14 protein-coding genes and 1 pseudogene are annotated in these 16,758 nt (G+C 71.4%); 13 read left to right on the forward strand and 2 right to left on the reverse strand.

From position 1 onward, the window contains the following. Window positions 1-101 precede the first annotated feature (101 nt). The 4 genes and pseudogenes from C6W10_RS03840 (at window position 102) to C6W10_RS03855 (ending at window position 4,676) form a co-directional block, all read left to right on the forward strand. A complete protein-coding gene (locus C6W10_RS03840) occupies window positions 102-917 on the forward strand; it encodes an SDR family oxidoreductase (protein ID WP_107256578.1) in 816 nt (271 codons plus the stop codon). 283 nt (window positions 918-1,200) lie between these two features. Beyond that, window positions 1,201-1,440: pseudogene (locus C6W10_RS39600) on the forward strand (Lrp/AsnC ligand binding domain-containing protein); the annotation flags it as partial. A 97-nt stretch (window positions 1,441-1,537) separates the two neighbouring features. Beyond that, window positions 1,538-2,869 (forward strand): diaminopimelate decarboxylase, encoded by a 1,332-nt coding sequence (locus C6W10_RS03850; protein ID WP_107256580.1) that lies wholly within the window; start codon window positions 1,538-1,540, stop codon window positions 2,867-2,869. Window positions 2,870-3,314: 445 nt separating this feature from the next. Next, window positions 3,315-4,676: a condensation domain-containing protein gene (locus C6W10_RS03855; protein ID WP_159104454.1), complete on the forward strand. Its 1,362-nt coding sequence runs from the start codon at window positions 3,315-3,317 to the stop codon at window positions 4,674-4,676. Between the two features lie 6 nt (window positions 4,677-4,682). On the opposite strand, the gene C6W10_RS03860 is transcribed toward C6W10_RS03855, so the two are convergent. Together C6W10_RS03860 and C6W10_RS03865 are read right to left on the reverse strand one after the other, a co-directional pair. Continuing rightward, a complete protein-coding gene (locus tag C6W10_RS03860; protein WP_107256584.1) occupies window positions 4,683-5,330 on the reverse strand; it encodes a DJ-1/PfpI family protein in 648 nt (215 codons plus the stop codon). A 13-nt stretch (window positions 5,331-5,343) separates the two neighbouring features. Continuing rightward, window positions 5,344-6,294, reverse strand: coding sequence for a GlxA family transcriptional regulator (locus C6W10_RS03865; RefSeq protein WP_234361602.1), 951 nt, complete (start codon window positions 6,292-6,294; stop codon window positions 5,344-5,346). Window positions 6,295-6,724: 430 nt separating this feature from the next. Here C6W10_RS03865 and C6W10_RS03870 point away from each other — a divergent pair, with 430 nt between their 5' ends. Genes C6W10_RS03870 through C6W10_RS03910 form a run of 9 tightly spaced genes read left to right on the forward strand, consistent with a single transcriptional unit; the run spans window position 6,725 to window position 16,752 of the window. Next, complete coding sequence (locus C6W10_RS03870; protein WP_107256587.1) at window positions 6,725-7,927, forward strand: dipeptidase; 1,203 nt, start codon at window positions 6,725-6,727, stop codon at window positions 7,925-7,927. Continuing rightward, window positions 7,924-9,561: an ABC transporter substrate-binding protein gene (locus C6W10_RS03875; RefSeq protein ID WP_107256589.1), complete on the forward strand. Its 1,638-nt coding sequence runs from the start codon at window positions 7,924-7,926 to the stop codon at window positions 9,559-9,561. The genes C6W10_RS03870 and C6W10_RS03875 overlap by 4 nt, the downstream gene beginning before the upstream one ends. A 35-nt stretch (window positions 9,562-9,596) precedes the next feature. Further along, complete coding sequence (locus tag C6W10_RS03880; RefSeq protein ID WP_107256591.1) at window positions 9,597-10,550, forward strand: ABC transporter permease; 954 nt, start codon at window positions 9,597-9,599, stop codon at window positions 10,548-10,550. A 58-nt stretch (window positions 10,551-10,608) separates the two neighbouring features. Further along, a complete protein-coding gene (locus tag C6W10_RS03885; RefSeq protein WP_107256593.1) occupies window positions 10,609-11,490 on the forward strand; it encodes an ABC transporter permease in 882 nt (293 codons plus the stop codon). 4 nt (window positions 11,491-11,494) lie between these two features. After that, entirely contained in the window at window positions 11,495-12,670 is a 1,176-nt protein-coding gene (locus tag C6W10_RS03890; RefSeq protein ID WP_107256595.1) for a Xaa-Pro peptidase family protein, read from the forward strand. After that, window positions 12,667-13,536, forward strand: a complete 870-nt coding sequence (locus tag C6W10_RS03895) for an alpha/beta fold hydrolase (RefSeq protein WP_234361603.1) — start codon at window positions 12,667-12,669, stop codon at window positions 13,534-13,536. Before C6W10_RS03890 ends, C6W10_RS03895 begins: the two co-directional genes overlap by 4 nt. Beyond that, window positions 13,536-14,534: an ABC transporter ATP-binding protein gene (locus C6W10_RS03900; protein ID WP_107256597.1), complete on the forward strand. Its 999-nt coding sequence runs from the start codon at window positions 13,536-13,538 to the stop codon at window positions 14,532-14,534. Before C6W10_RS03895 ends, C6W10_RS03900 begins: the two co-directional genes overlap by 1 nt. Then, the gene (locus C6W10_RS03905) at window positions 14,521-15,513 is read left to right on the forward strand and encodes an ABC transporter ATP-binding protein (RefSeq protein ID WP_107256599.1); all 993 of its coding nucleotides are present in this window, start codon (window positions 14,521-14,523) and stop codon (window positions 15,511-15,513) included. The genes C6W10_RS03900 and C6W10_RS03905 overlap by 14 nt, the downstream gene beginning before the upstream one ends. A gap of 36 nt (window positions 15,514-15,549) precedes the next feature. Further along, on the forward strand, window positions 15,550-16,752 hold the full coding sequence (locus tag C6W10_RS03910; protein ID WP_199853852.1) for a dipeptidase: 1,203 nt from the start codon (window positions 15,550-15,552) through the stop codon (window positions 16,750-16,752). Window positions 16,753-16,758 lie beyond the last annotated feature (6 nt).

Genomic DNA, 16,758 nt, shown 5'->3' on the forward strand with positions numbered 1-16,758 from the left:
TCACAACGGCCGGCCCTGCCCCGTCCTTGCGATGCCACCGTGCCCCGGCCGCCGACCCGTCGGTCCGGCCTCGGCCCGGTCCGACGACAGACGGAGGGACGATGGACATCCTGATCACCGGGGCGACCGGGCGGCTCGGCCAGGTACTCACCCCGGAACTGGCCCGGGCCGGGCACACCGTGCGGGCCGCCAGCCGGACTCCGGAGCCGACCGGGAAACCCGCCCCGGACCGGCCGGCGGAGGAGGGCGGCCGGGTGCGCCGGGTCCGGCTCGACCTGGCCACCGGGGAGGGGCTACCGGCGGCGGTCGACGGCGTCGACACCGTGGTCCACCTGGCGTCCGCGCCCTACCAGGGCGGTTACACCCGTCAGGTCGACGTGACCGGCACCCGTCGGCTGGTCGAGGCCGCCGGCCGGGCCGGGGTACGGCACCTGGTGTACCTGTCGATCGTCGGCGCCGACCGGGTGCCCTGGCCGTACTTCCGGATCAAGATCGAGGCGGAGGCGGCGGTCGCGGCCGGCCCGGTGCCGTGGACGGTGCTCCGGGTCACCCAGTTCCACGAGTTCCTGGCCGAGGCGATGGGCCGGCTGGCCCGACTGCCGGTGCTGCCCCTCGATCCGGGAATCACCGCGCAGCCGGTCGACGTCGCCGACGTCGCCGCGCACCTGCGCTGGCGGGTGACCGCCGCACCCGGCGGGGCGACCGAGGAGTTCGGCGGGCCGGCGGTACTGGACGCCGGCACGCTCGCCCGGGACTGGCTGGCGGCGCGGCAGCTCCGGCGTCGGCTGCTCCGGCTGCCGGTGCCGGGTCGGCTCGGCCGCGCCTTCCGGGCGGGCGCGCTGGTCTCCCGGACCGGCGACCGGGGGCGGATCACCTGGTCGGAGTATCTCGCCGGCTCGCCGGACCGGGCCCGCTAGGGCGGCCGACCGGACCGCACGGCATCCCGCGCCGAGCAGGGCCGCGCCGCCGATCACCGGCACGGGGACCGCCAGGCGTCGCCGAGCACCCCCGTCAACTCGCCGTACCCGTGGACCGGGACCTCCCCGGCGGGCCGAGCCGGACCCGGGCGTATCCGCGGCGTGCGGAAACCGGGCCGAGCCGGACCCGGGCGTATCCGCGGCGTGCGGAAACCGGGCCGGGCCGTATGCGGCGCGTCAACGCGGCTGGCGGTGCCTCGTCCCGCGCGCCACCGTCGGTGCCGTGACAACTGACGAAGCGGAGTCGCCGCCCGCGATCCACGCCCTGGTCCTCGTCCGGCTGTCCGGACCCGACCCGGCACCCTTCCGGCGGTTCCTCGCCGCCGAACCGCAGGTCGAGGCCGCCTGGCACGTCGTCGGCGACATCGATCTGGTGGTCAGGGTCGACTGCCCGAGCCTGCCCGACCTGGATCGGCTGGTCACCGCGATGCGTACCCGGGGCGGGGCGGCGAGCACCGTCACCCACCTGGTCGTCGGGGTGGTCGACCTGTCCCCGCTGACGTTGGCGCCGAGCCTGACCCGGCAGGCCGGACGCCGTGCCGCAACGGCGGGGCGGCGCGATGACGCTCTCGGACATCATCCCGTCGCTGCGTTCCTCGCTGCGCACCCCGCTGACCGAGTTCTGGCCGACGACCGCCGCCTGGGCCGAGCACGGCGACCTCCGGGTGGGCGGGGTCTCCATGACCTCGGTGGCGGCCGCCCACGGCACCCCGACCTACGTACTCGACGAGGCGGACCTGCGACAGCGCTGCCGGGACTACCTCGCGGCGTTCGGCGAGGGTCGCGTCGCGTACACCGGAAAGGCCCTGCTCAGCCGGGGTGTCGCCCGCCGGCTCGCCGAGGAGGGGCTGCGGCTCTACGTCGGCTCCGCGGGTGAACTGCGCGTCGCGCTGGCCGCCGGGTTCCCCGCCGACCGGATCGTGATGTACGGCAGCGCGAAGACCCCCGAGGACCTCGATGCCGCGTACGCCGGCCGGGTCGGCACGATCGTGGTCGAGTCGCTCGGCGAGATCACCCGGCTCGCGGCGACCGCTCCGCCCGGCCAGCGCGTGCTGCTCCGGGTGCTCGGTGACACCGGGACGGCCGACGGTGCGGACTGCCGGTTCGGGCTGCGGATCGGCTCCGGCGAGGCGGCCGGGGCGGTGGCCCGGATCGTCGCCCAGCCCCGGCTGCGACTGGTCGGAGTGGACTGCTCGGTCGGCCACCAGCTCAGCCGGTTCAGCGTCTACGAGCGCGAGGTACGCGAGGTCATGGAGTTCCTCGCCGCCATGCGTGCCCGGTACGGCGTCGTGGCGACCGAGTTGAACCTCGGTGGCGGGCACGCGGTCGCCTACTCCGGCGCCGACCCCAGCCTCGCCCTCGCCGCGTTCGCCAACCGGATCCGGGCGGTACTCCGGCTCGCCGCCGACCGGCACGACCTGCCCACGCCGGCCCTGACGGTCTCCCCCGGCCGGGCCATCGTGTCCCGGGCCGGGATCACCCTCTACCGCGTGGTGTCGGTCAACCGGGGGCCGGACGGCCGGCACCTGGTCGCCGTCGACGGCGGGATGACGGACTGTCCGCCCGGCGCGCTCTGCGGCGGGCGGCACAGTGCGGTGCTGTTCGGGCGTACCACCTGCGCCGATCCGGTGCGGACCACGGTGGTCGGCCGGCACAACGACAGTGACGACGTCGTCGTGCCCGGGTTGACCCTGCCCTCCGACGTCCGGCCGGGCGACCTGCTGGCGGTGGCGGGCTCGGGGGCGTACCACCACTCGCGGGCGTCCAACTACCACCTGGTCGGGCGCCCGCCGCTGCTGGTGGTGCGGGAGGGACGGATCAGCACCCTGGTTCGCCGGGAGTCCCCGGACGACCTGCTGCGGCGCGACGTGGACGAGTCCGGGGCGGCCTGACGGCGCGTCGTCACCGGCCGGGTGGCTGCCCCGGTCGCCGCCCGCCGGAGGTCCCGGGGTCGACCGGGCCCGCGAACTCAGCGGCGGGCCGGCGCGGCCGTCTCACACAGTGGACAGTGGGGCTGGCCCGTGGGCAGCGGCGTTCCGCACAGCGGAACGGCGAGCGATGACATTTCCGGCGAAAAAGGCTCGACACCGATCCGGTGCGTGGCGGGGAGACAGCGCTGCACCACCCCTGGTAACGTCGGCGACACTCGGCGTCGAATCATGGATCTCCATGTTTGCGTCCGGCGTCGCCCTCGTACCGGCAGGTGCGCGAACAGGGAGTTGTCACTGCCCAGATGAGCCTCTCAGTTCTTCTCGCGTCCCGGGTGTCCACCGCGCCGGGCCCGCTGGTCGTCCCCGGCTCTCCGGCCATGTCCACCCGACCTCAGGAGGTGACGGGATGACCAGTTCGGTCGACCTACGGGGCAGCTACCCCCTCTCGCCGGTCCAGCGCGACCTCCTCCGCCCGGTCTCGGACGAGGCGGACCCGGCCCGCGACCTCCAGCAGGTACGCCTCGTCATCCGTGGTCGGCTGCGGGTCGCCGAGTTCCAGCAGGCCTGGGACCGGGTGATCAACCGCCACGAGGTGCTGCGCACCGGGTTCGTCCGGGGCGACGACGGGGACCACGTCCAGGTCGTCGCGGCGGCGGCGCCGGCCGAGTGGCACCTCGACGACCTGCGGACCATCCGGGCGTGCCAGCGTCGACGCGGACTCGCCGAGCTCCTCGCCGCCGACCGGCTCCGCGACTTCGTGCTGGACGTGCCGCCGCTGTGCCGGTTCGCCCTGCTCCGCGTCTCCGAGACCGAGCACCTGCTGGTCTGGACGGCCCACCACCTGGTCGTCGACGGCTGGAGCCTGCCGATCCTGCTCCGCGAGGTGCTGACCGAATACCGGGCGGCCGTCGAGGGGCGGGACGCCGGGTTGCCCGCTCCGACGCCGTTCCGCGACCACGTCGCCTGGTCGGCCGGGCGGGACCTCGCCGAGGCGGAGGAGTTCTGGCGCGCGGAGTTGTCCGACCGGCCCGTACCCGGACCGCTGCAGAGCGATCCGCCGGACTGGCGGGGCGATCCGGCGGACGCGTTCGACGAATACCCGCTCGAACTGACCAGCGAGGACACCTGTCTGCTGCACGACACCATCGGTCAGCAGCGGCTCGCGTTGGAAGCGGTCGTCCAGGGCTGCTGGGCCCGGCTGCTCGCCGCCCGCACCGGCACCGACGACATCGTCATCGGTTCGACGGTCGCCGGCCGGGCGACCGGGCCGGGAGCCGAGACGCTGGTCGGTCCGCTTGCCAACACGGTGCCGGTCCGGGTCCGGATCCGACCCGACCAGCCGGTCGGGGTGTGGTTGCGGGGGTTGCAGGCACGTCAGGCCCTGGCCCGCCCGTTCGACCACGTGCCGCCGGCAATGCTCCGGTCCTGGGCCGGGCCGCCCGCCGAGATGCCGCTCTTCGAGACCGTACTCGACTTCGAGACCTACCCGATGGACAACGACCTCTTCACCGGTACGGCCGACGCGTCGACCCTCTCCGTACGCTTCGACGGCCGGTGGTCGGCGTCGCACCACCCGCTCAACCTGCTCGTCGTACCGGGTGAGCGACTCGGACTGCACGCCAGGTACGACCTGCGGCACCTCACGCCGGAGACGGTCGAGAGCCTGCTCACCCATCTCGCGTTCCTGCTCAGCCTGGTCGCCACCAACCCGGAGCGTCCGGTCTCGACGCTCCGCCCGCCGGACGAGGAGCCCTTCCCCGCCGACTGACCGCGCTCAGGCGGATGCCGGGCGGGTGCTCGCCCGCAGGCCGCTGGCGTGCCGCTCCCGGACCGCCCGGGACGCCTTCGCCGGTGACCCGGCGTCGAACGGCGGCTGTGGGTCGTATTCGATGGCGAGCTGGATGGCCTCGGCGGTGGTCCGGTCGGCGAGCCGCGCGGCCAGGGTGAGCGCCATGTCGATTCCGGCGGAGACCCCGGCCGCGGTGAGCAGTCTGCCGTCCTCGACCACCCGTCGCGCCGAGTAGGTCGCGCCGAAGGAGGCCAGCCGCTCCGCGCTCCGCCAGTGCGTGGTGGCGGTACGGCCGCGCAGCAGTCCGGCGGCGCCGAGCAGCAGCGAACCGGTGCAGACCGACGTCGTCCACCGGGTGCCCTCGTGCACCCGCCGGATCCAGTCCGGCAGTGGCCCGCCGGCCAGGTGAGCGTCGACGCCGGGGCCGCCGGGCACCACGAGTACGTCACAGGAGTCGACGTCGTCCAGCGCGACATCGGCCGTCAGGGCGAGGCTGCCGACGTTGTTCCGGACCGGTCCGGTACTGGTCGCCGCGAAGACCACCTCGGCCCCGGGCAGCAACTTGAGCACGTCGTACGGCCCGACGGCGTCGAGGGCGGTGAACCGGTCGAAGAGCGGGATCACGATACGCATCGCGGAGGTCCTCTCAGCCGAAGTGTTGGCGGTACCGGCCGGGGGTGACCCCGACCGTGCGCCGGAAGCGACGGTGCATCGTCTCGACGGTGCCGAATCCGCAGCGCCGGGCGATCGACCCGAGCGGGGTGTCGGTGGTTTCCAGCAGGCGACGGGCGGCCTCGACCCGGGCCCCCTCGACGTACGCGGCCGGGGTCTGCCCGGTCTGCGCGCTGAACACCCGGGCGAAGTGCCGCTCGCTCATTCCGACCCGGGCGGCGAGGATGGGCACGGTGAGGTCGTCGGCGAGGTGCTCGACCACCCAGTCCTGGAGCTGGCGCAGCCCGCCACGGGCCGGCCGCTGCGCGGCGAGCTGGGTGCTGAACTGGGCCTGGCCGCCGGGACGCTGGACGAACATGACCAGTCGGCGGGCGATGGTGCGGGATGTCTCGGCCCCCCGGTCCTGCTCGACCAGGGCGAGTGCGAGGTCGATTCCGGCGGTGACCCCGGCGGAGGTCCAGACGGCACCGTCCCGGACGAAGATCGGATCCGGTCGTACGGTCACCGCCGGATACCGGCGGGCCAGTTCGGCGCAGCTCCCCCAGTGCGTGACCGCCTGCCGGCCGTCGAGCAGGCCGGCCTCGGCCAGCAGGAACGCCCCGCTGCACACCGCGGTCACCCGGCGGGCCCGGCCGGCTGTCGCGCGGAGCCAGTCGGTCAACCGACGGTCGGCACACGCCTCTACCCGGCCGGCGCCACCGACCACCACCAGTGTGTCGATCGGCCCGACGCACTCGTCGATGCCGAGGTCCGCCGGCACGCTGAGGCCGCCGCTGGCGGTGACCGGCCCGGGCAGCGGTGCGACGGTCTCCAGCCGGTAGCCCGGCGCCAGCCGTTCGGCCTGCGCGAACACCTCGTGCGGACCGGTCAGGTCGAGCACTTGGAACCCCGGGAAGATCACGAAAACGATACGGCGGTCGTCCACCCGTCCATCGTTTCCACCGGGTGGTCGTGGCGGCAATGACACGGTACTGACGATTTCGGCCATCCCCGCTCGTGGGCGGCGCGACACCGCCCCCAACAACGTCCCAAACTTTGGGTCGGGGCCCGCATCAGCGGTCGACCGAACGGGTTCGCCGGACGGTCCGATCGGCAGTGGTCTGACCTCCGAAAAGTCGCTCTTCGACTCGCCGGCGGGCCGGTCGCGGCTGGGGCCGCGCTGTCGACGCCGGGCGATTCCCACCCTGTCATGGCTTTTACCAGCAGATTTCCGACGCGTCGGTGACGAGGCGCGGCAGATAACGGTCAGGTTACGAGATCTTCCCAATGCGCAGCGAGTTCACGTACGGTCCCGGAAAGGCAGGAGGTCAGACCTCCATCCTCATCCCTCTGAGTGTTCCGAGGTGAGCTGACCAGTGCAGGAACGTGCTTCCCGCTATACGGGATACCGGTCGTTCGACTATCTGACCCCGCAGGTCGACTTCAAGGTGTTCGACCTCGCCCCACAACTCGGCCGGGTGCCCGCGCACGACCTCGGCCTGACCAACGAGCAAGCCGACCGGGTAGCCCGGCTGCTGCGCGAGCAGACCGCGATCTCGCTGCACGAGCACCCGAAGATCCTGCCGGCCGACGTGACGCAGTTGCGGGACTACAACCGCACCGGACGCAACTCCTTCGGCTTCGAGGGACTGGCCCGGTCCGGGATGACCGCGGTGTTCGACAACTTCATGAACGGCACCGGCTGCGTCACCAGCGAGCACGCCTGGAAGTGGGACGACGTCATCTACGACATCGGGCTGCGCTTCGCCGACATCGCCAAGCAGGACTACGTGGTGGTGGCGACCAGCCTGGAAGAGATCTTCACCGCCAAGCGGAACGGCCAGCTCGCCCTGGTGGCCGGGCTGGAGGCGGCCACCATGATCGAGAACGAGCTGGACCGGATCGACATCCTCTACGGCTTCGCCGTACGCCAGATGGGCATCGCGTACAGCCAGGCGAACATGCTCGGCTCGGGGCTCTCCGAGGATCGCGACGGCGGGCTGACCCACTTCGGCCGGCGCGCGGTCGACCGGATGAACAAGCTCGGCATCGCCATCGACGTCTCGCACTCCGGCGACCGGACCTCGCTGGACGTGATCGAGGCGAGCCGGGTACCGGTCTTCATCACCCACGCCGGCGCCCGCGCCGTCTGGGACACCCCCCGGATGAAGCCGGACGACGTGATCCGGGCCTGCGCGGAGCGCGGCGGTGTGATCGGCATCGAGGCCGCCCCGCACACCACGCTCTCGCAGACGCACCCACACCACTCGATCGAGTCGGTGATGGACCACTTCGTCTACTGCGTCGACCTGGTCGGCATCGACCACGTGGCGTTCGGCCCGGACACCAACTTCGGTGACCACGTCGGGCTGCACGACAGCTTCACCGGCCACCTGGCGATCGGCAAGGCGCACGGCGCCGTCGACCACCCCCGGGTGCCCTACGTCTCCGGCCTGGAGAACCCGGCCGAGTGCTTCAGCAACATCGTCGGCTGGCTCGTCACGCACGGCTACTCCGACGACGAGATCGCCAAGGTCATCGGCGGCAACATCATTCGCGTTCTTCGGGAGGTTTGGTGAGCAGGACATTCTCCGGCCGTACCCGCCGGTGGCGGGTCGCGGTCGCGCTCGGCGCGGCGGTCGCACTCGGCCTGTCCGGGTGCGGGCTCAACGAGGACAACTCGTCGTCCGGGGAGAACTCCGGCGGCGGTGACGTGCTGCGGATCGGCACCACCACCGACGTGTCGAACTTCAACCCGCTCCAGTCGCTGAGCAAGACCGACTCCTGGATCCTCAACGCGATGTACCCGCACCTGCTGCGGATCGACGAGAACGCCACGAAGGCGCCGGAGCTGGCCAAGGAGTACACCTACGAGAACGGCGGCAAGACCGCCGTGTTCCACCTGCGCGACGACTTCACCTGGACCGACGGCAAGCCGGTGGTGGCCGAGGACGTCAAGTTCAGCGCCGAGTCGATCATGAAGTACAAGCTCGGCAACGTGGCCGCCAAGCTGACCTGGGTCACCTCGATCGAGGCACCCGACGCGACCACGGTGAAGTTCCACCTCTCGCAGCCGTACGCGCCGTTCGCCGAGGGCGTCGGGTTCTGGATGTCGATCGTGCCGAAGCACGTCTTCGAGGGTGCCGGCGACCTGTCGAAGTTCGCCAACGACTCCGACTGGGTCGGCGCCGGGCCGTTCGTGCTGGAGAGCGCCACCAAGGGCCAGCGGTACGTGATGAAGCGCAACGACAGGTACCCACTGGCGCCCGGCGGCAAGCCGGCGGTCGGCAAGGTCGAGTTCCGGCTCTACCCGGACGTCAACACGATGATGCTGGCGCTGCGCAACGGCGACATCGACCTGATGGGTACCCCGGTCCCGGCGTCGGCGGCGAAGACCTTCGCGAACGACTCGAAGATCAAGATGGCCAAGGTCGGCGCCCTCGGCTTCGCCCACCTGACCTACAACATGACCAACAAGGACCTGGCCAAGCAGGAGGTCCGGCAGGCCCTGTCGATGGCGGTGGACACCAAGTCGATCATCTCGTCGGTGCTCCAGGGTGACGCCCAGGAGATGTCCGGGCCGATCTCGCCGATCTTCGCCGACTACGACAACACCGAGATCCAGCCGTACCCGTTCGACCCGGCCGGGGCGAAGGCGAAGCTGGCGGCGGCGGGCTACGCCGACCGCGACGGTGACGGGCTCTTCGACGGCCTCGACCTCGGCGTCGCCTGCGACCAGTCGAACGCCAACATCACCCGGGTGGTCCAGCTCTTCCGGGAGAGCGCCGCGAAGGCCGGCATCAAGCTGACCAACGAGTGCGTGGAGCGGAACACCTTCCTCTCCCGCACCAAGGACGGCGAGTACGACATCGACGCGTCGCAGTGGGGCGTCTTCGACAACCCGATGGACCAGCTCCGCAGCACCTACCTCTCCAGCAACCCCGGCGGGATCAACTACAACCTGCTCAAGTCGCCGGAGATGGACCAGCTGATCAACGACGCGGCGGCCACCACCGACCCGGCGGCGTTCGCCACGAAGATCAAGAACATCGACAAGGTGGTGCACGAGCAGGCGTACCTGACGCCGCTCTACGTGGAGAACTTCCAGTTCGCCTACAACGCAAGCAAGTTCACCGGCTTCGTGGCCTCGCCGTCCGACCTGCTCGGCATGGTCACCGCCTACTCGCTGGCCCAGGTCAAGCCGGTCGGCTGACCGGCGCGACGAGGTAGAAGGGAGGGGTCCCCCACGTGGCACGCTTCATGCTCAACCGGGCACTGAAGGCCGTACTGACCGTCTGGATAGCGATCACCGCGACGTTCTTCCTGCTCCGGTTGCTGCCGGGGGACCCCACGACCCTGATGGTCGAGGGGGACATGACGCCGGAGATGCGGGCGGCGCTGCTGGAGACGTACGGGCTGGACCGGCCGCTGCTGGAACAGTACGTCTCGTACCTGCGCGAGCTGCTGCACGGCAACTTCGGCATCTCGTTCCGGCAGATCCAGCCGGTCACCGACATCCTGCTCGACCGGCTGCCCTGGACCCTGCTGCTGGCCGGGGTGGCGTTCCTGCTCACCATCGCCGTCGGCATCCCGATCGGGGTCTCCGCGGCGGCACACCGGGGCCGCTGGCCGGACAAGCTGCTCCAGGGCTTCGGCATCGCCGGGCACGCGCTCTTCGTGCCCAGCGTGGCGATGCTGCTGCTGGTCTGGCTCGGCGCCCGGCTCGGCTGGTTCCCGATCGGCGGGGCGATCGACCCCGACACCCGGGGTGCGGCCGCCTACCTGAGCCTGGCGCACCACCTGGTGCTGCCGGTCGCGTCGCTGGTGCTGGTGCAGCTCGGCCCGTACGCGCTGACGCTGCGGACCAACCTGATCGACGTACTCGGCGAGGACTACATCCGGGCGGCCCGGGCCCGGGGGCTCTCCGGCCGGCGTCGACTGTGGAAGCACGGCCTGCGTAACGCGATCCTGCCGGCGCTGACCCTGATGGGGTTGCAACTCGGCACCCTGGTCGGCGGCGCCGTGCTCACCGAGACCGTCTTCGCCTATCCCGGCGTCGGCCGGCTGATCTTCGAGGCGGTCGGGCAACGCGACTATCCCGTCCTGCAAGGAGCGTTCATCATGCTCGCCATCACCGTGGTGGTCGCCAACGCGCTCACCGACCTGCTCTACGCGGTCCTCAACCCCCGGATCCGGCTATGAGTGCGAGGAGTGAGCCGGGTTTGCGAGCCCCGCAGTCGCGAATCAGGAAGGCACAGCTATGAGTGCGCCGTTGGTGACCGAGGCGGAGGCGGCGGCGGAGCCGACCGTCGGGGCCCGCTCGGCGTGGCGGACGTTCTTCCGGCAGCCGTCCGGGCTGCTCGCCGCGATCGTGCTGGCGGTGATGGTGCTGCTCGCGGTCTTCGCGCCGCTGATCGCCGACGAGCCGGGCGGGACCAGCCCCGACGTGCTCCAGTCCCCCTCCGGCGGACACCTGTTCGGCACCGACGACCTCGGGCAGGACATCTTCGCCCAGGTGGTCTGGGGCACCAGGACCAGCCTGCTGATCGGGGTGGCGGCCTCGCTGATCGCCATCGTGCTGGGTACGGCGATCGGGCTCGCCTCGGCGTACTTCCGCCGGGTCGACGCGGTCGGCACCGTCGTCACCGACGTGATGCTGGCGCTGCCGACGCTACCGCTGATGATCATGCTGGCCGCGATCGTCAACCCCAGCGTCTGGACGCTGACCGTGATCATCGGCGTCTTCGCCTGGCCCGAGGTGGCCCGGCTGATCCGCTCGCAGGGGCTGGTGGTCAGCGCGATGCCGTACATCGACGGCGCCCGGGTGCTCGGCGCCACCGGCTGGCGGATCGTCACCCGGGAGATCATGCCGGCGGTGGTACCGCTGATCGTGGTCAGCGTGCTGCTCACCGCCTCCCGGGCGGTCATCTCCGAGGCCGGGCTGAGCTTCCTCGGCCTCGGTGACCCGGACGCCTGGTCGTGGGGGCGGATCCTGCTCAACGCCCAGCGCAGCGGCGTGGTCGCCATCGCCTGGTGGCAGACCCTCTTCCCGTCGCTGGCCATCCTGCTGCTGGTACTCGCCGCGACGGTCGCCGGCATGCGGTTCAACGACATCCGAGACCCCCGCCGGAACGGAGGCTGACCCCGTGCGTCTGCCCGACAGTTTCTACTCGTCCGTCCGGGCCCGGCTCGCCGACGCGCTCGACGCGCGCGGCCTCGACGGGTTCCTGGCCACCTCCCCCGCCGACGTGGCCTTCCTCTCCGGGTTCTTCTACATCGCCACCGAACGGCCGGTCTATCTCTGGATGCCCCGCCAGGGCGACCCGCTGCTGGTCATCCCCCGCCTCGACGAGGAGTACGCCGCACAGCAGGGCGTCGGCGTCGAGACGCTGAGCTACTTCGAGTTCCCCGGCGTGGTGAGTGCCGAGCAGACCCTCGGCACGGCGCTGGCCGGCCGGAGCGCGAAGCAGATCGGAGTGAGCGCCGGACTGTCGATCGGGGCGTACCGGGCGCTGTCCCGGGCGCTCGGCGGCAGCACGCTGGTCACCACCGACGCGGTGGCGAAGCTGCGGCTGCGCAAGTTTCCCGAGGAGATCCCGTTCCACGAGGCGGCGGCCCGGATCTGCGACGAGATGCTCGCCGCCGGCCGGGAGCTGATCGCCGACGCGCTGCGGCGGGGCGCCGAACTCCCCCGCGAGGACGAGATCGCCCGGCACGTGATCGGGTACGGCACCGACCGGATGTACGCCGACTACGACCTGGTGGTCTACACCACCAAGCTGGCCGGCGGGCTGGTCTACGCCGGCCCGAACTCGGCGCTGCCGCACGGCCTGCCGACCCGGCGACGGGTACGGCCCGGCGACACCCTGATCCTCTCCCTCGGCGCGGCGGTGGCCAGCCGGTTCGTGGAGAGCGAACGCACCTTCGTCATCGGCGAGCCGACCCCGGAACAGCGGCGCTACTACGAGGCGGACCGGGAGGCGCAGGAGGTGGGCACCCAGGCGATGCGGGCCGGCCGCACCTGCGCCGAGGTCAACAGGATCTGCCTGGACGTGCTGCGCGGGCACGGGCTTGGCGAGTACATCCGGCACCGGCAGGGGCACGGGATCGGGTTGCAGAACCACGAGGCGCCCTGGGTCGCCGACGGCGACGACACCGTGCTGGAGCCCGGAATGCTGCTCTCCAGCGAGCCCGGCGTCTACGTACCCGGGCACGCCGGCTACCGGATCTCCGACACCGTACTGGTCGAGGAGGCCGGGCCGCGCCGGCTCACCGGATATCCGCGCGATCTCGCGTCCAACATCATCGAGGAGGTCCGATGACCGTCGACAGCACGCCCAGTTTCGCGGGTCGACTGAAGATCAATGGTGCCGAGCTGATGGTCGAGGCGTTCGGCCCGGAGGACGCACCGGCGATGATCGTGCACCACGGGGCGCCCGGGCTCGGCTCCCGGTCCGAGCCGAAGCGGTCGTTCGGACCCTTCGCCGACCGGTACCGGGTGATCGTCTTCGACGCGCGCGGCTCCGGCGAGTCCAGCGACGACGAGCCGTTCACCCACGCCCAGTGGGTCGCCGACGTGGACGCGATCCGGGAGCACTTCGGCTACGAGACGATCGTGATGGCCGGCGGCTCGTACGGCGGCTTCATCTCCCTCGAGTACGCCGTCGCGCACCCGGACCGGGTCGCCGCGCTGATCCTGCGGGACACCGCCGCCGACAACGGGCACAACGAACTCGCGGTCGAGAAGGCGAAGAACACCGACCGTACGACGATTCCACAGTGGGCGATCGACCGGATCGGCACCGGGCACTTCGAGAGCAACGAACAGCTCCGGGAGTACTGGAAGGCGATCCTGCCGCTCTACGACCACCAGCACGACCCGGCGAAGGACGCCGCGAAGCTGGCCGCCACCCGGTTCCACTACCGGACCCACAACGCCGCGTTCGGGCAGAACATGCCGCGCTACGACCTGAAGCCGCGGCTCCCCTCGATCACCTGCCCGACCCTGGTCACCGTCGGCCGGCACGACTGGCGTACCCCGGTCGCCGCCTCGCAGGTGATCGCCGACCTGATCCCGAACGCGCGACTGGTGGTCTTCGAGCACTCCGGGCACTCGCCGCAACTGGAGGAGCCGGAGCTGTTCCAGCGCACCGTACGCGACTTCCTCGACTCGGCCGGGATCCGGTAATGGCCCTGCTGGAGGTCGAGGAGCTGCGGGTCAGCTTCCCCGGGCCGGGCGGCGACGCCGGGTCGGCCGGCGCGGTGCGCGCGGTCAACGGGGTGTCGCTGGCGCTGGAGTCCGGCCGGACGCTGGCGATCCTCGGCGAGTCCGGCTCCGGCAAGAGCGTCACCGCGCAGGCCGTGATGGGGATCCTCGACGCGCCGCCGGCCCGGGTGAGCGGCTCGGTCCGGCTGCGCGGCCGGGAGCTGCTGACCCTGACCCCGAAGCAGCGGGACCGGGTCAGCGGCGAGGAGATCGGCATGGTCTTCCAGGACGCGATGGCCGCGCTCAACCCGGTCTACACCGTCGGCGAGCAGCTCGGCGAGCTGCTCCGGGTCCGCCGGGGGCTCTCCCGGTCCGCCGCCCGGCGCCGCGCGATCGAGCTGATCGACCGGGTGCACATCCCGGCGGCAAAGGATCGGGTACGCGACTATCCGCACCAGTTCTCCGGCGGGATGCGCCAACGCATCATGATCGCGCTGGCGATCGCGCTGGAGCCGGACGTGCTGATCGCCGACGAACCGACCACGGCGCTGGACGTCACCGTGCAGGCGCAGGTGATGGAGCTGATCGCGGAGATCCAGCGGGACAGCGGAATGGCGCTGCTGCTGATCACCCACGACCTGGGCGTGGTGGCCGAGGTCGCCGACGACGTGGCGGTGATGTACGCCGGCCGGATCGTCGAACGGGCCACCGTACGGCAGATCTTCGCCGGCCCGGCGCACCCGTACACCGAGGGACTGCTCGCCTCGATGCCCCGGATCGACCGGCGCGACGAGGAGCTGTACGCGATCCCCGGCGCCCCGCCGAACCCGGCCCGGCTGCCCACCGGCTGCCCGTTCCACCTGCGCTGCCCGCGCGCCGACGACGTCTGCCGGGCCACGCTGCCGGCGCTGGAGCCGGTGCCCGAGGGTCGGGCCAGCGCCTGCCACCACCGGGAGGAGTTGCTGCATGTCAGCCGATGACGAGCTGGTGCTCCGGGTCGACGACCTGGTCCGGCACTTTCCGGTGAAGGGGCGGCTGCCGTTCACCTCCGGCGGGGTGGTCAAGGCCGTCGACGGGGTCTCCTTCGTGCTGCGCCGGGGCGAGACCCTCGGCATCGTCGGCGAGTCCGGCTGCGGCAAGAGCACCCTGGCGCGGATGCTGGTCGGGCTGGAGCGGCCGACCGCCGGCTCGGTGCGTTTCGGCGACGCGGTGGTGCACGCCGCCCGGGGCCGGGACCTGCGGGCGCTGCGCCGACGGATCCAGATCGTGCTCCAGGACCCGTACACCTCGCTGAACCCGCGCCGGACGATCCGGGAGATCCTGCTCCAGCCGTTCGAGATCCACCCCGACGTGCTCGACCGGGGGCGCCGGCTGGACCGGATCAGGGAACTCCTCGACCTGGTCGGGCTCGATCCGAGCGTGCACCTGGACCGCTATCCGCACCAGTTCTCCGGCGGGCAGCGGCAGCGGATCGGCATCGCCCGGGCGCTGGCCCTGCAACCCGACGTGATCGTCTGCGACGAGCCGGTCTCCGCACTCGACGTCTCGGTGCAGGCCCAGGTGGTCAACCTGCTGGAACGGCTCCAGCGGGAACTGGGCGTGGCGTACGTCTTCATCGCGCACGACCTGTCGGTGGTCCGGCACATCTCCGACCGGGTGGCGGTGATGTATCTCGGCAAGCTCGTGGAGAGCGGTCCCGAGCAGTTGCTGTACGACGCGCCGGCACACCCGTACACCAAGGCGCTGCTCTCGGCGGTGCCGGTACCCGAACCGGTCGGCCGGGGTGAGCGGAAGCGAATCCTCCTCGCCGGCGATCCGCCCAGCCCGGTCGACCCACCCTCCGGTTGCCGGTTCCGGACCCGCTGCTGGCAGGCGACCGAGACCTGCGCCATCACCGAACCACCGCTGGCCGGCGGCGACCGCGCGGTCGCCTGCCACTATCCGCTGGCCGCCGCCTAGCCGCTCGCACCGTCTGCGTTTCGTAAGGAGAAAGTCTTGCTGCAAGAACCCGCTTCCCGGTACCAGGGCCACAAGTCCTACTCGTACCTGGAGCCACACGCCGACTACCGGGTCTTCGAGCTGGCCCCGGAGATCGGTCGGGTGCCCGAACACGACCTCGGGCTCTCCGACGCGCAGCGGCAGCGGGTCACGCGCCTGCTCGCCGAGCACATCGCGATCTCCCTGCACGAGCACCCGGTGATCCTGCCGGCGGACGTCACCGAGCTGCGCGCCTACAACCGGACCGCCCGGCAGCGGACCGGCTACGAGGGGCTGGCCCGGTCCGGGCTGACCGCCGTCTTCGACAACTTCATGGCCGGCGCCTCCTGCGTCACCAGCGAGAACGGCTGGAAGTGGAACGACCTCATCTACGCCCTCGGGATGCGGATGAGCGACCTCTACCAGCAGGACTACGTCACGCTGGCCACCTCGCTCGACGACATCCGGGCGGCCAAGCGGGACGGCCGGCTGGCCCTGGTCGCCGGGCTGGAGTGCAGCAGCCCGATCGAGAACGAACTCGACCGGATCGACATCCTGTACGGCTTCGGGGTGCGGCAGCTCGGCATCGCGTACAGCCAGGCGAACATGCTCGGCGGTGGGCTCTCCGAGGCCCGGGACGGCGGGCTGACCCACTTCGGCCGACGCGCCGTCGACCGGATGAACAAGCTCGGCATCGCCATCGACATCTCGCACTCCGGCGATCAGACCTGCCTGGACACCATCGAGGCGAGCCGGGTACCGGTCTTCATCACCCACGCCGGGGCCCGGTCGGTCTGGAACACCTCCCGGATGAAGCCGGACGAGGTGATCCGGGCCTGCGCCGAGCGGGGCGGCGTGATCGGCATCGAGGCGGCCCCGCACACCACGCTCTCCGAGGCGCACCTGGAGCACTCGCTGGAGTCGGTGATGGACCACTTCACCTACTGCGTCGACCTGGTCGGCATCGACCACGTGACGTTCGGCCCGGACACGATGTTCGGCGACCACGTCGGGGTGCACAAGACGTACGCGGGCAACTACGGGCACGACTCCGGCAACAAGCCGGAGCACCCCCGGGTCGAGTACGTCTCCGGGGTGGAGAACCCGGGCGAGGCGTTCGGCAACATCGTCGGCTGGCTGGTCAAGCACGACTACTCGGACGACGAGATCGCCAAGGTGATCGGCGGCAACACCATCCGGGTACTGGAACAGGTCTGGTAACGACGT

Source organism: Plantactinospora sp. BB1, from assembly GCF_003030385.1.
Classification (GTDB): Bacteria; Actinomycetota; Actinomycetes; order Mycobacteriales; family Micromonosporaceae; genus Plantactinospora.